Below are 14,992 nucleotides of genomic sequence, written 5' to 3' on the forward strand. Positions count from 1 at the left end.
GGATGGCCGAAATCGCAAACCCCAGCGTATCGATCCAGGACCTGTCGCTGAACTATGGCGCGGTGTCGGTTCTGCAGACACTCAATCTCGATATCGCCGAGGGCGAGTTCATCGTGCTCTTGGGCCCCTCCGGCTGCGGCAAGTCGACCTTGCTCAACTGCATTGCCGGGCTGCTCGACATTTCGAAGGGCCGCGTCTTCATCAAGGGCAAGAACGTCACCTGGGAAGAGCCCAAGGATCGCGGCATCGGCATGGTGTTCCAGTCCTATGCGCTCTATCCGCAAATGACGGTGGAGAAGAACCTGTCCTTCGGCCTGCGTGTCGCGGGCGTGCCCAGGGACGAGATCGCCAGGCGCATCGCGCGTGCCGCGGAGATCCTGCAGATCGAGCCGCTGCTGCAACGCAAGCCCTCCGCGCTTTCCGGCGGCCAGCGCCAGCGCGTTGCGATCGGGCGGGCACTGGTGCGCGATGTCGACGTCTTCCTGTTCGACGAGCCGCTGTCCAACCTCGACGCCAAGCTGCGCTCGGAACTGCGCGTCGAGATCAAGCTCTTGCACCGCAAATTGCAGAACACCATGATCTACGTCACCCACGACCAGATCGAGGCGATGACGCTCGCCGATCGCATCGCGGTGATGAAGGGCGGCGTCATCCAGCAGTTGGACGCGCCGCAAACCATCTACAACCGGCCGGTCAACCGGTTTGTCGCCGGGTTCCTGGGTTCGCCGGCGATGAATTTCATCGAGGGTCAACTGGAAACGGGCGATAGCCCTGCATTCGCCGCCGATGGCGTTTCGATACGGCTCGACCGATATGAGTTCGACAAGGATGGCGGCGGCGCCGGCAAGCCCTGCGTGTTCGGCATCAGGCCCGAGCACATCGCCTTTGGAGATGCGGCCAAGGCAATGCCATTCACGGCCGAGTCGGCGGTTGAGATCGTCGAGCCGATGGGCTCCGATACACTGGTGTGGACAAAGCTCGGCGGCCGTAATTTTTCCTTCCGCGTCGAGGCGGAAAAGACGCTGCGCACCGGCGACCCGGTCCGGATCGGCTTCGACCCGGCCCGCGCCTCGCTGTTCGATACCCCATCCGGCAACCGTATGTAGCTTCCAGAACCATCCTTCCAAAGACACTCCACAAGCAAACGGACAGAGACGATGAACTGGTCATTCCAACTTTACAGCGCCCGCAATTTCCAACCCTGGGAGGGCGTGCTCGCCACACTCGGCAAGCTCGGCTACACGCAAGTCGAAGGCTTCGGCGGTGTCTATGAAAATCCCAAGGCCTTCCGCGCCGAACTCGACAAGAACGGCCTTTCCATGCCGACCGGGCATTTCTCCATCGATGCGCTGGAGAAGGATTTCGACGGCGTGCGCAGGATCGCCGAGGCGCTCGGCATCAAGCTCTTGATCTGCCCCTATCTGGTGGCGGAGGACAGGCCGTTAGACGCCGCCGGCTGGCGCGGCTTCGGCGAGCGCCTAGCCAAGGTTGGCGAGGCGGCCTCGAAGGCCGGTTATGGTTTTGCCTGGCACAACCATGATTTCGAGTTCAAGGCACTTGCCGACGGCTCGGTGCCGCAGGATCACATCCTGTCTTCCGCCCCCGGTATCGGCTGGGAGATGGACCTCGCCTGGGTGGTGCGCGGCGGCGCCGATCCACAGCCCTGGATCGAAAAGCATGGCAAGCGCATCGTCGCCGTGCATGTGAAGGACATCGCCAGGCCCGGCGAAGGCCTGGATGAGGACGGCTGGTCCGATGTCGGTCATGGCACCATCGACTGGGCAGGCCTGATCAGGCTGCTGCGGGCCAGGAGCGCGGCAGAATACTTTGTCATGGAACAGGACAACCCCAACGACATCGAGCGTTTCGCCCGACGTTCGATCGCAACCGTCAAGAACTACTAGGACCGATCACCATGGCAAAGAAACTGGGTATTGGCGTTATCGGCTGCGGCAACATCTCGAAGGCGTATTTCTCGCTGGCGCCGCTGTTTTGCGGCATCGAGATGCGTGCCTGCGCCGACATCAACATGGACGCGGCCAGGGCGCGGGCGAAGGAATTCAAGCTGCGCGCCGAGACCGTCGAGGACCTGCTCAAGGCCGACGACATCGACATCATCGTCAACCTGACGATCCCGGCGGTGCATTACGAAGTGTCGAAACAGGTGCTCGACGCAGGCAAGCACGTCTATTCGGAAAAGCCGTTCGTGCTCTCGCTCAAGGAGGGCCAGGATCTCAAGGCACGCGCCGAGAAGAAGGGGCTGCGCATCGGCTCGGCGCCCGACACTTTCCTCGGTGGCGCGCACCAGCTGGTGCGTGAGCTGATCGATGAGGGGAAGCTCGGCAAGATCACCAGCGGTACCTGCCATGTCATGGGCCACGGCATGGAACACTGGCACCCCAACCCGGATTTCTTCTTCCAGCCGGGTGCCGGACCGGTGCTCGATATCGGGCCGTACTACATCACCAACCTGATCCAGCTGATCGGGCCGGTGAAGCAGGTGGCGGCCTTCGCGACGACGCCTGCCAAGGAGCGGACGATTTCATCGAAACCGCGCGCGGGCGAAAAAATCCCGGTCAACACGCCGACCACTATCCATGCCGTTCTGGAATTCGAGAACGGTGCCGTGGTGACGCTCAACACCAGCTGGGATGTATGGGCCCATGGCCACGCGCCGATGGAGCTCTATGGCGAGGCGGGCACGGTGTTCGTGCCGGATCCGAACTTTTTCGGCGGCGATGTACGCTTCACCGAGGAGGGCAAGCCGGTCAAGAAGCTGCCGAAATGGAAGCACCCGCTTGGCGTCCCGAATGAAATGCACGGCCAGGGCATGATGGCCAATTATCGCACGTCAGGCCTCGCCGATATGGCGCTGGCGATCGTCGAGGGGCGGCCGCACCGCTGTTCGATGGAACTGGCGCTGCATGCCGTCGATGTCATGACCGGTATCCTGCGCTCCGGCGAAACCGGCAAGTTCGTCGTCATGCAGACGACTTGCGACAGGCCGGCCGCGCTTGGCGTCAAGGCAGCCAAGGAGCTGCTGGCGAAGAAGAAGTAGGCCGCAAGGATTATCGATAATTTTGGGTGCCCCTCTCCCCGTTTGCTCGGGGAGAGGCTAAAGGGTGGGGCGCTGGGCTTGGCCATTGCGCACGCAATTGCCGTGCCCGTCCTTTTTCAAATCCGAGGATTTCCCATGCCCTATGTCGCCGCCGAAAATCGCTATGAAAAAATGATCTACAACCGTTGCGGACGGTCCGGCCTCAAGCTGCCGGCGATCTCGCTCGGTCTGTGGCACAATTTCGGCAACGACACGCCGCACCAGACCAAGCAGGCGATCGTCCGCAAGGCGTTCGATCTCGGCATCACCCATTTCGACCTCGCCAACAATTACGGGCCGCCGCCCGGTTCGGCCGAGACCGCCTTCGGCGAAATCCTGCGCACCGATTTCGCCGGCTACCGGGACGAGCTGATCATCTCGACCAAGGCAGGCTATGAAATGTGGGCCGGGCCCTACGGCGAATGGGGCGGGCGCAAATACATGCTGGCCAGCCTCGACCAGAGCCTGAAGCGGATGGGGCTCGACTATGTCGACATCTTCTATTCGCACCGCTTCGATCCCGACACGCCGCTCGAGGAAACCATGGGGGCGCTCGACCATGCGGTGCGCTCAGGCAAGGCGCTCTATGCCGGCATCTCGTCCTACAACTCGCAACGCACCCGCGAGGCCGCGGACATATTAAGGCAGCTCGGCACACCCTGTGTCATTCACCAGCCGAGCTATTCGATGCTGAACCGCTGGGTCGAGGAAGATGGGTTGCTCGACACGCTGGAAGGGCTCGGCGTCGGCTCGATCGTGTTCTCGCCGTTGGCCCAGGGTATGCTGACCGACAAATATCTCGGTGGTATCCCCGAGGGCAGCCGCGCCACGCAGGGCAAGTCGCTGAAGACAGCTTTCATCAATGACAAGACCATCGCCAACATCAAGGCGCTCAACGTCATTGCCGGCAAGCGCGGCCAGACGCTGGCGCAGATGGCGCTGGCCTGGGTGCTGCGCAAGGGCAAGGTAACGTCGGCACTGATCGGCGCCAGCCGGCCGGAACAGGTCGAGGACTGCGTTGGCGCGCTGAAGGTGCTTGACTTCAGCGACGCCGAATTGGCTGAGATCGATGGCTACGCGCGCGAATCCGACATCAATCTGTGGGCGGCCTCCGCCGAGCGCAAAGGCCCCGCGAGAAAGTAGGCTCGCCAGGAGATGGGCTCGCCTGGCAAGCCGGCAAACAAAACGGCGGGACATGTCCCGCCGTTTTCACGTGGACGCAAATAGCGGGGCTTCAGGGCGTTGCCGGTTTCTGGGCTGTACCCAGCCCTGCCTTCGGCTTTGCCGGCGCGGGAGCAGGGGTCTTCATCTTCGCCTCGATCCAGCCGCTGTAGTTGGCCAGCCGCGTGTAGATGCCATAGGCGTCCTTGTGGCCGCAGGCCGCGCTGCCGTCGGCCGGGCCTTCGCCCCAGCTGACGACACCGACCTGGACCGGGCCGTCGGCGCCGGTCATGAACAGCGGGCCGCCGCTGTCGCCATTGCAGGCATCACGCACACCACTGGTGGTACCGGCGCAGATCATGTTGCCGGTCAACGGATCGGTCATGTCGGCGGCGATCGCATTGGCGGCGGCATCGATGCCCTTTTCGGAATAGCGCATGCGATGGGACAGATCGCCAAGTGCCGCCTTCAGGTCATGCGCGTAGATGGCCTTGATGCCGCTGTTGCAGGCACTGTTCGGCTGCAGATCGAGATCGGCGACCATCAGCGTGGTCGGGAACGTTCCGTCCTGCATCTTGCCCCAGCCGGTTACGGTGGTCTTGCCGTTGTCGGGGGTCGATTCGCGGGCAAGCTTGATGGTCGGCGCGTCGGCCGGCTCGGCAAGCCGGAGCAGGCCGAGGTCGTTGTCGAGCGTCTGCTCGCTGTAACCCTCGTTGACGATGACCTCCACCACTTTATGGCGCTTGCCTTCGCTGAGGTCGGTGGCACCGGTCAGTACCGTGACCGAGTCCGGCGAGATCGGCTCGCCCTTGTCGTTGAGGCAGTGCGCCGCCGTCAGCACCCATTGCGGCGCGATCAGGCTGCCGCCGCAGAATTGCGCATTGGCCTGCGAAGCCGGGTTCTCGTCCAGCCTGGCGGTGGTGAGCAGCGCGACCTGGAACGGATAGGCGCCCTTTTCGGCCTGGTTGCCGCCATAGACGCGGTCGGCGCCGTCGGGGTTCTCCGCCGCTGCCTTGGCCCTGGCATCGGTCACCCGCTGCATCGGCGAGACGGCCGCTTCCGGCCTGACGGTGCTCTCGTCCGCCCGAACGGTGTTGATGAATGCAACGGCGGCAGCAACGCCAAGCAGCGATGCGGCAGCGATTGGCCCGAACCGATTTGTGATGTGCACCTGAACCTCCTGAGACATTTCTCCCGTGCGGATCGACGCCGGGCATTGTGCAAGGAGGTGTTGCCGGTTCAACGATCCGCACGCGCGCCGCATCGAAACGGTGCGCGATCGGTCACAAAACCGAATCCCACTTTTGCTAACCGTGCCCGCGAGCAGAACCCGCACAAAACCCTATAGCCCCCCACGGGCTACGTGGAAGCGATTTGTCATTGCCAATCTTGGATTATTTTAGGCAATATACCCGTGCAGAATTTTTTTGGCGGGGGCCTTGAAAATGACAGCCTAGAAGAACGCTCGCAGGGGATGCCGGCGAGCAAACTCATTTTTCGGCGTCACCACGATCTCGACAATATTTCTGTATTTTGATCCAGTCCTTGCTGACTTTTGGGAGAGTCTCACCATGACAAAACTGACAAACCTTATGATAGCGTCCGCATTGCTTTCCACCGCAATGTGGACGGTCCCGGTCTTCGCCGCCGATCCTGGCTCCGCCAGTGCCGGCAATGGCGAAAGTATGCGGGATGTATCTTCAGGCGACTTCAAGGCCGGTCGGGCAAAACCGATCACCACGCCGAAGCTTACCGACGAAGACAGCCGCGCCGCGCCGCTTGCCGACGAGGCGACGGCTGTCAAATCCTATGGCATCGTCGGACGGTCCGCCGATGGCAAGGAGATCAAGATCGAGCCGAGCGAAGCTCTGCGCGATCTCATCATCAAGGAACTGAACGCTCCGGCCAATGGAGCGGATGGGGTCCAGCGCAAGACCGAAGACCCCGGGCTCGGCGAGGGCGAAGCCGGCCGTCAGGTTTTCGGCCCCGATGATCGCGAGCAGGTCAAGAACACCAAGACCTATCCGTTCTCGGCAATCGGCTATCTCGAAGCCAAGTCGCCGAAGACCGGCAGCTATGGCAGCTGCTCGGCAACGCTGATTGGCCCGCGCACGGTGCTCACCGCGGCGCACTGCCTCTACAGCCATGAGGACAAGGACTGGCTCTCGGAATATCTGTTCGTGCCGGGCCTCAATGGAAGCACTGCCGACGACGCACCCTTCGGTGCCTTCAGCTATGAAAGCGCCTATGTGCTGCAGGGCTTCATCGACAACTACCAGGGCTATTACGGCTCGGTGATCCCGTGGGACCTGGGCATCATCACGCTGAAGCAGGATGTCGGCACCAACCTTGGCTGGCTTGGCTATTCCAACTATGACGATCTCGGTGACTTCACCGCCAATCTCGTCGGCTACCCCGGCGACAAGCCGATGGGCACGATGTGGAAGACAAGTTGCGAAGTGCATGCCGAGAACATCGCTCCGGAATATTTCCAGTATGACTGCGATACGTTCCCGGGGTCGAGCGGCAGCTCGGTCTATGCCTATGACACCAATTCCAAGCAGCGCATCATCACCGGCGTCAACGTGGCGGAAAGCCCCGACGCGAATACCGCCGTGCGCCTGAACGCCGCAAACGTCCAGTGGATCAACAGCCTGTATAAATAACACGCGCTCGCGCGGTTGCGAAAAGAGGCGGCGGATCAATCCCGTCGCCTTTTTTCGTGCCGATCGTTCAGCACGGGCTTCTCTTGCACGAGGCAGGCTCGCCGACTACGCTTGGCCTGCCAAGGGGGCGAGGCATCCAGGGGGTTCAAGGGGATGGCGCGGGCAAGGGCAATGTTCGGGGTCGTGGCCGCATCGATGCTGGGCGCGTTGATGCTTTCGACGGCTTTTGCCGATCCCGCCCCTATCGGCGGTACCTGGGCGGAGCGGGTGCAGATCCTCTATCAGGCCGACACACGCTCCGTGCTGCGCAGGACCGTGCGTGTCTGGGATTTCCATCCGGAGAAGAACCTCGATTTCGTCTGGGAGCCGGCGGCCGGCCAGTCGCCCGACCGGACGATAGCCGAAGACGGCACCGTCAACGGCAAGGGCAGGTTGGTGTGGCGGGTGCGCGGCTCGGCGAGCTATGACCCGAAGACGGTCTATTCCAGCTTTTTCGGCGACGTCAGAAACGGCCGCCCCGATGGGCAGGGCCGACTCGACCTGCGCTCGGGCGAGGTGTTCGAGGGGCACTGGTCCGCCGGGGTACTCAACGGGCAGGGCATTCGTGTCGATGCAGACGGCAACCGCTATGAGGGCCAATTCGTTGGCGGCGTCCCGAATGGCGGGGGCCGGTTGCTGTCGAAAACCGGCGAGATCTTTGCCGGCTCTTTTGTCGATGGATTGAAGAACGGCAAAGGCACCACACGGCTCGCCGGCGGCACGGTCTATACATCGCAGTGGGTAATGGGCAAGGAGGTCGGAGGCTCGCGTCCCGACGTGCTGGCCGATGCCAGGCTCGGCGGCCTGCTCAAGGCGCAGGCGGGTGGCGGCGACGCCGACAAGGTCGAGATCGGCGTTGTGGTCGATCAGCGCATGACCCAGCAGGCCGACTTGAAATACCAGCATCTGGTGCGCGACGAGGACATCGCGATCTATCCGGAGGACAACCTCTACAACGATGCCTGGAACGGCACCGGGCAGGTCAGGACCAGCAATGTCTATGACGGTCCGGACTGGGAGAATAGCCCGGCCTTTGCCGAAGTCGACCTCGGCACCAAGGATCAGTCCAGGGTCAAGCTCGACAGTCTGGAAATGAAGGTCGCCGCCAGCGACGCCTATCGCAAGCCGATGCTGTCGATCTCGGAACATTTCGGCTGCATCGGCTTCAGGCCGGATTTCTCGATCATCAACAATGGCTGGGGCGATGCCAAGGACATGAAGATGTCGATCCAGTTCACCGCCGTGGACGAGGAGGGCAACCCGACCGGCCAGCCAAGCCGCATGTTCACCAAGGACATCGGCGGCTTCGGCGAGGGCGTCGACGTGTCGATCAAGAGCGTGCTCGACGAGGCCGGCGTCGATACGGCCAGCCTGGAGACAGGGCGTTTTTCCTGCCCCTCGGCCGACAGCCTGAACGTCTGCCGCAGCCAGCTCGCCAACAAGGTCAAGTTCGGCGAAGTCGGCGACTATCTCGGCAATTTCAACCAGGCGATGACGCTGAACGCGATCGGCAAGTTCGATTATTCCTGGGCCGACGATCAGGGCAAAGTCTTCCAGCAGAGCGAGCCCTTCCGTGCCCAGATGACCATGGCGGTCTTCGAGATTCCCGAATCGATGGCCGAATGCGGTGATGGCGGTGGCGGCAACCCGGAAGCGATGCGCTACCAGAACATCGAATTCCCGATCGGCAAGCATGACTACACGATCGCCATGCCAGTGCGCGGCAACAAGAATGTCAGCGCCTACACGGCGCGGCTGAAGATGTGGTCGGCGATGTCGTCGATCCATCGTTTCAGCATCGCCGCGCATTTTGCCGACGGCAGCGTGCGCGAGAGCAAGCCGGTGACCTTCTTCTATTTCCGGCCGAAGCAGTCGCTGTTCGAGACCAGGACCGAACCAGCGGCGTGCTATCTGCCCCGCCAGATGGGCAGTTGCTAAGGTATGTCGATATTCAGGTGATGCCGGCCTGCAAATGGCTGATACCTGCGCTTCCGGTGCTCACGTACGAAAAGTACGCTCCGCTCCGGTTCTCGGTATCAGCCATTTTCGGCTCGGCCTGACCTGAATCTCAACATACCTTGATCGGGCAATGCTACGTCCGGCCCATCTCGAAATAGTTGGGCAGCGGGATGAGCCTGGTGAAGATCGTGCCCTGGGGGAAGACGCGCAGTTCCAGCATCGATCCTGACGAGCGTTGCGCGCTTTGGTCGAACAGGAAATTGCCGAGCGAATAGACCTCCGCCACGTCGCCGCCGGCAAGCGGGACGATCGCCTCGCTCGACACATGCGGATGGCCGCCGACAATGGCCGAGACGCCGCGCAGGCGCATCTGGTCGGCAAGCATGTCTTCGCGCGGCGACGGTTCCGTCTTGTACTCACGGCCCCAATGAACGAAGGCGACCACCGGACGCCGCGCATTGTCGTGCAGCAGCCGGTCGAGCAAGGCAGGGGTCAAGAGGTCGGTGTTCTTCGAGCCGTTGGTGTCGATGTCGGTGAGGCCGACAAGATCGAGATCGGCAAGCGCCAGCGTTTCTCCCTGGCCGAAATGCGGGATGCCGGCCGCGTCCAGGGCGCGCAGCGTCTCGGCATAGCCTGATGGGCCGAGATCGTAGGCATGATTGTTGGCCAGGCCGACGCCGGCGACATGCAGCCGCTTCAGCATGCTGGCGGCGAGATCCTCCGGCATGGCCAGCGTCATGTCGTCGATCGCTTCAGGCACGTTGGGCAGGATGACACCTTCGAGATTGACGATCAGCGGCCGCGATCCGGTCAGCGCCAGGACACTGTCGACGATCTTGTCGGCAACGGTGTCGCGCAGCAGGATCTTCTTCATGGCGCGGCCGAAATTCACGTCGCCGGCGATATAGTAGATCCTGTCCTTTGGCCGCGCCGGGTTGTTGAAGCCGGGGCCGAAGGCTCCGAACAGCGCCACCACATAGCTGGTGGTCCGCTCGACATAGTCGGACGTGTGTTCCTGCGAATTCTCGTTGGCGACAACCAGCGGCTGGGCGCCGAACAATTCGCGCTGCAGCCTGGTCTGGATGTAGAGCGCGCCGACGGAATCGGCATGATCGGGCTGGCGAAGCGCGGCGATGCCGTCGAGCGAGCCTGCGGCCAGCATGTTCAGCGTCTGCTGGTCGAAGCGGCGCGCGTCATGCTGCGGCAGATAGTGTGAGAAATCGGTGGATTCGACGATCAGCGTGTCCCGATCGACGATGGCTTTGAGCGCCTCGGCCAGCCTGTCCCAGTCGCCGCGTTTCGCCTTCACCGACATCGCCACCGGCACGATCTTCGCCTCGGGGAAATAGTGATGCAGGAACGGCAGCATGGCGCGCACGCCATGTTCCTTGTCGAACAGGCAGGACTCTTCGACCATGTCGCCATGTGCTTCCAGAAGGCGCACCGCATCGCTGTCGGCTGCCACGGGGCCAAGCACGGTGTCGAAGCCGCGCGCCGTGGTGGCGTAGAGCTTGTGCGTCTTGTGGAAATGGTCCGGCGACAGGATGACGATGCGCTTGTAGCGGAAGCCGGACGCGGCCCGGAAACCAAGCGCCACCAGGTCGGCGGCCAGCAGATGATGCGGCACCGTGATGCCGGTCAGCCGCTGGCTGGATGGCCCGACATCGGCGACGCTGGCGACGGCATCCCTGAAGAGTGTCGCGTCGTCGTAGAAGGGCGGAAAGTTTTCCGTGCCGGGTGGGCAGACGACAGGGGCGGCGAAGGTGGGGAGAGGCAGCGTGAGGAGCAATAGGAGCATTGCCGCGATACCGGGCCACGATCGCGCTAGGGGGATGCCTTGGCGCAGGCCCGGCCTCCTCACGGCTCGGCCAACACGATATTCTCCACGCCGCCGACATAGTAGAACGGCTTCTGCTTCGACGAGGTCAGCCGCACCACCTCGCGTGAAATGAAATCGGCAAGCCCAAACAGCGTCACACCGCCATCGGATGTTCTTGCCTTGCCGCGCAAGCCTTCGAGGATCGAATAGGTGAAGACGCCGTGGCCGAGCTCCGGCAGTTCCGCGGCGGTGTTGTTGGCGGCTGTGGCTGAAAAGACGACGATGCGTGCGTCCTGCGCATCCTTTTCCAGGCGCGGGTTGAAGGCATTGGCCGCGTGGCAGGTGTCGAGCAGCATGAAGCGCATGCCCTTGGCCCGCTCGACCGATTTCTGGATGTCACCCCAGTCGACAAGCGAGGAGCGCTTCCAGCGATCGGCATCCTGTTTGCGGCCGTCGGTCGGAATGAAATAGTAGTCCTCGTCGATGTTGATGCCATGGCCGGCGACGAAGACGATGGTGGTGTCGTGCTCGCCGGGCTTGTCGAGGAAATCCGCAAGCTGGTCGTCGATCGTGTGCGAATCCGGCTCCATGATGGTGTCGGCGCTGGCGACCGTGTAGGTCTGCTGGGCCTTCTCGGGGTTCTCGTCGAGCGCTTCGCGGTTGACCAGCACCAGCGATTCCATCGACGAGAACAAAGGCGCCGATTTCTGTGCGACCACCTTGAGGAACTCGGTGGCATCGTCGACGGGGTAGCGCAAATCGCAGGCGTGGCCCGAACAGGCGTCGGTCAGGAACGGATATTTGTCGACGCCGATAACCGCGACATAGAGCTTGCCCTTGGCCTCGGCCTTCTCGGTCTTCCTCGCTAGCGCCGTCACGCTGCGCTCGGTCAGATAGCCATACTCGTTGGTGCCGGTGATGCGGATGGTGTTTTGGCCATCCTCGACCGGCACCTCGACGATGGTGCCGTTGCCGTCCGCCGAGCGCGTGGCGATGTCGCCGACATTGCGGCTGTTCGACAGGATCGAGAAGCCGGCGACATCGGTGCCGGCTTCCTTGGCGCCTGTTATCTCGACGGCGACGTAACCGTCGCGAACCTTGCTCTGGTCGGCGGCGAGGCGGATGCCGAATTCCGGCGGCTTGCGCTGCAGGAGCTTCTGCAGCTCGTTGTCGACGCCCGGCCGCATCTCCTTGACCGCCTGTTTGGCGCTGCGCAGGATGATCGCCCGGCGCACCATTTCCGGGCTCCAGAGGTATTTCTTCAACTGGCCGGCGCGGATGAAGCGGCCTTCATGGTCGCGGCCCTGGTTGACGTGCCAGCCGATCAGCTTGTCGCCTTCGTCGGAGGAATAATAGTAGCCCTGCGGCATCCAGGCGATCCATTGCGAGCCGGCAAAGAACATCGACACGATCAGCTCGTGCGTCTTCAGGTTCCACAACCTCACTGTCTGGTCGGCACTGCCGGTGACGAGCAGGCCGGCTTTCTCCGACGCGACCATGGCATTGATCTCGCCGGTATGGCCGGTGAATTCGCCGGAGACCCTGGCGGTCGCGGCCTTGTATTCCAGCAGCGTGCCGTCACTGCCGCCGGTGATCAGGCCAAGCCCGCTATCGATCAGCGTGAAGGCGGAATGGGCAAAGCCGTTGGTGGCATCGTTCTCGATCGAACGCACCACCTTGCCGCCATTGACGATCTCCAGCACCGCATTTTCCAGCGCATCCTTGCCGCCCGCCGCGGCGTGCAGCGACCACTGGCCGTCGGCAAGTGCTGCACGGGTAAACGAGCCTGGCTCGGTGAGGGGCTGAGGTTCATCGAAGAAACGCTCGGTGGTGGGCAGTTCCAGCCTTTTGTCTAATGCCCCCAGCTGCTCCGGGCAAGCCACGCGCTCGGGGCAGGGGTTGGTATTGCCCCAGGCGATGACGCCGTTTGTCGGATCGATGCCGATCGCGGTCACCGGTTCGCCCAAACCCTGCAGCAAGGCCTTGCGTTCGCCGGTCGCCGGGTCCCAGACCTGGATGGCGTTGCGGGTGCCGCCGGCGGTCGCCACCAGCGAGCCGTCGGCACTGGCGGCGCTGGCATAGACGCTGCCGTCATGGCCGCTGTAGTCGATCAGCATCTCGCCGGTGTCGGTGTTCCAGACGGTGGAGCGGTGCTTGTCGGCGCAGCGGTAGCCGCAGGAGGCGACCAGCCGTGACCCCTTTGCAAAAGTCAGCGAGCCGATGAGGAAATCCTGCTTCGGCATGGCGCGCACCAGCGTGCCGTCGGCGGCGCGCCAAAGCTGGACCTGCCCGTCCTTGTCGCCGGTGGCGAACAGGCTGCCATCCTGCGAGACAGCCAGCGCCAGGACGCTGACGTCCCGCAATTGTTCGGCCTCATCAGGCAAGGCAATTTCCTCGCCCTTGGCGATATCCCAGAGCCGGACGCCGTTGTCGGTCGTCGTTGCCGCCAGCCGGGTTCCCGCGGCGCCGAAGGCCAGCTTATCGATGTGCCAGGAATCGGCATCGAGCTTCCTGTCCAGCGTCCAGCCGTTCGCGGATTTGTCGTCGAGCCGCCAGAGATAGACGATGCCGTCGCCACCACCGGCAGCCAGGGTCTTGCCATCGGGAGAGAAGGCGAGGTCATAGGTCGCGTAGTCGGCGGCCTTGAGCACGGCCTTCATCTTGCCGGTGGCGAAGTCGAACAGCCTGATGTCGCCATAGGGCGGCTTGTCGCCGAGGCCGGCGCCGAAATAGCCTCCGGCGGCGATCGTCTTGCCGTCCGGCGAGACGGCCACCGCGAAGATCTTACCGTCGCTGCCACCGCCGAGATAGCCGCGTATGGTGCGCAGCGTCACCCCGCTCTGCCAATCCCAGATGCGGATGGTCTTGTCGTCGGATGCCGAGACGAGGTCCTCGCCGTCAGGAGTGAAGGCGAGGTCGGCAATCCGTGCGGTATGGCCTCCGGTATCGAGGTCGAGGTGGAAATCCGGGGCGTCCTCGGCGCGGGCGACCGGGGCCGTGAGCAACGCTCCAGCCATGGCCAACCAGCAGCAGGCACGCATGAGGCGGACGCTGATCCTGGCTTTTCCCATCGCTATTTCGCTTCAGCCGCCGGTTGCCCGTTGCGAACATAAGCCTCGATCGCCGTGGCGAAAGTAGGCGAACCCGCCTTGCGCTGCTTGTCGATATAGCCGGCAAAATAACTCCAGAACGAGACGGCATAGTCACGGAAATAAGCGTCGGTCACCTTGCGCGAACACAGGTCGCCATCGACGCAAAAGGACAGACGGTTGAGGAAGTAGACGATGCGGTCGAAATTCTCGCCGAAATCGGCGAGGGGCATGTCACCACCCGAGGCTGTCATCGCCTCGATACCGATGCGTTGCCGGAAAACCTGCTCTTCCGTCGGCGAGGGGTTGGCGCTGAGCAGATTGTCGTATTTGGCGTTGAGGGCAGAGAGACGATCCTTCAAGGCCCGCTGCGCCTGCTGGTAGTCCTTGGTTTCCCAGAGTTCGACCAGCGACATGGTCTGTTCGACGCGCTTCTGTTCCTGGTTGGCCAGGAACTGGTAGACCGAGAATGCCAGGGTGAAGATGATGGCGAAACGCACCAGCATGCCCGACCAGGCATAGACGAGCATGCGCCAGTCGCGATCGGTAAAGGGATTGCTCTCCTTCTTGATCTCATGGCTGCTTGGCCAGGGAAAACCTTCCGTGGTCTCCGGCAGCGTCTGCTTCGCCTCCGGCGCCTTGGCGGGCGCGGCCGCCTGTGTCTGCTTCGTCGTGTTTGTCGTGCCCCCCGGCTTCTTCATTTGCAGCTGTCCAGTTCGATGGTGACGGAGGGATCAAGTACCACGCCGGGCGCCTCAAGCTGCTTTTTCAGGCATGCGAGCTGCGGGCGCGAAACAATGAACTGCACATCCGGCTCCGCCGGCGCCTTGTTGGGCGAAGGCAAGGCTTCGACCACGCCGCGTGAGGCGCAACTCGAGAGATCCACCACCACCGCGTCACTGCTGGTTTTGGCGAACTGGTCGTACTGGTCGAGGAAGCACGTTGCCAGTTCCGAATTGATGATCACCTGCTTGGCGCAGAGGCCGCAGCTGTCCTGGGCCGAGGCATTGGCAATCAGCAACAGGCCGCCGGCAAGTCCGGCAACCGTTCCGCGCCAGGAGAAAATAGACTTCGTCACAATCGATCCTATCTGTTTCATCCTGCCGCTAGGCTCTTGGCCGCGGCTGGGAATGTTCTCATATCGCGCCAATCGCGCAAGAGC

At 62.8% G+C, this 14,992-nt stretch carries 11 protein-coding genes; 6 read left to right on the forward strand and 5 right to left on the reverse strand.

Annotated features, from left to right (window positions below):
* The first annotated feature begins 2 nt into the window (after positions 1-2).
* The 4 genes from MesoLj_RS09905 (at position 3) to mgrA (ending at position 4,240) form a co-directional block, all read left to right on the forward strand.
* Positions 3-1,106: an ABC transporter ATP-binding protein gene (locus MesoLj_RS09905; protein ID WP_140772105.1), complete on the forward strand. Its 1,104-nt coding sequence runs from the start codon at positions 3-5 to the stop codon at positions 1,104-1,106.
* 51 nt (positions 1,107-1,157) lie between these two features.
* Positions 1,158-1,904 carry a sugar phosphate isomerase/epimerase family protein gene (locus MesoLj_RS09910; RefSeq protein WP_202325878.1) on the forward strand — a complete coding sequence of 249 codons (747 nt, stop codon included), beginning with the start codon at positions 1,158-1,160 and terminating at the stop codon, positions 1,902-1,904.
* Positions 1,905-1,915: 11 nt separating this feature from the next.
* Positions 1,916-3,058 (forward strand): Gfo/Idh/MocA family protein, encoded by a 1,143-nt coding sequence (locus MesoLj_RS09915; protein ID WP_202325879.1) that lies wholly within the window; start codon positions 1,916-1,918, stop codon positions 3,056-3,058.
* A 135-nt stretch (positions 3,059-3,193) separates the two neighbouring features.
* Positions 3,194-4,240 carry an L-glyceraldehyde 3-phosphate reductase gene (gene mgrA / locus MesoLj_RS09920; protein WP_202325880.1) on the forward strand — a complete coding sequence of 349 codons (1,047 nt, stop codon included), beginning with the start codon at positions 3,194-3,196 and terminating at the stop codon, positions 4,238-4,240.
* Positions 4,241-4,331: 91 nt separating this feature from the next.
* On the opposite strand, the gene MesoLj_RS09925 is transcribed toward mgrA, so the two are convergent.
* Complete coding sequence (locus MesoLj_RS09925) at positions 4,332-5,429, reverse strand: serine protease (protein WP_202325881.1); 1,098 nt, start codon at positions 5,427-5,429, stop codon at positions 4,332-4,334.
* A 400-nt stretch (positions 5,430-5,829) separates the two neighbouring features.
* Between MesoLj_RS09925 and MesoLj_RS09930 the strand changes: the two genes are divergently transcribed.
* Both MesoLj_RS09930 and MesoLj_RS09935 read left to right on the forward strand, forming a co-directional pair.
* Positions 5,830-6,924, forward strand: coding sequence for a trypsin-like serine peptidase (locus tag MesoLj_RS09930; RefSeq protein ID WP_140772095.1), 1,095 nt, complete (start codon positions 5,830-5,832; stop codon positions 6,922-6,924).
* A 171-nt stretch (positions 6,925-7,095) separates the two neighbouring features.
* Positions 7,096-8,901, forward strand: a complete 1,806-nt coding sequence (locus MesoLj_RS09935) for an MORN repeat-containing protein (RefSeq protein WP_244735335.1) — start codon at positions 7,096-7,098, stop codon at positions 8,899-8,901.
* Between the two features lie 154 nt (positions 8,902-9,055).
* On the opposite strand, the gene amrB is transcribed toward MesoLj_RS09935, so the two are convergent.
* From amrB to MesoLj_RS09955, 4 genes are read right to left on the reverse strand one after another with little or no spacing between them, the layout of a single operon-like run.
* Positions 9,056-10,720, reverse strand: a complete 1,665-nt coding sequence (amrB, locus tag MesoLj_RS09940) for an AmmeMemoRadiSam system protein B (protein ID WP_202325883.1) — start codon at positions 10,718-10,720, stop codon at positions 9,056-9,058.
* A gap of 59 nt (positions 10,721-10,779) precedes the next feature.
* Positions 10,780-13,812, reverse strand: coding sequence for a caspase family protein (locus tag MesoLj_RS09945; RefSeq protein ID WP_244735336.1), 3,033 nt, complete (start codon positions 13,810-13,812; stop codon positions 10,780-10,782).
* 2 nt (positions 13,813-13,814) lie between these two features.
* Positions 13,815-14,531 (reverse strand): DUF4760 domain-containing protein, encoded by a 717-nt coding sequence (locus MesoLj_RS09950; protein ID WP_202325884.1) that lies wholly within the window; start codon positions 14,529-14,531, stop codon positions 13,815-13,817.
* Positions 14,528-14,908 (reverse strand): hypothetical protein, encoded by a 381-nt coding sequence (locus tag MesoLj_RS09955; protein WP_140772088.1) that lies wholly within the window; start codon positions 14,906-14,908, stop codon positions 14,528-14,530. Before MesoLj_RS09955 ends, MesoLj_RS09950 begins: the two co-directional genes overlap by 4 nt.
* Positions 14,909-14,992: the final 84 nt, after the last annotated feature.

The organism is Mesorhizobium sp. 113-3-9 (genome assembly GCF_016756515.1).
Classification (GTDB): domain Bacteria; phylum Pseudomonadota; class Alphaproteobacteria; order Rhizobiales; family Rhizobiaceae; genus Mesorhizobium.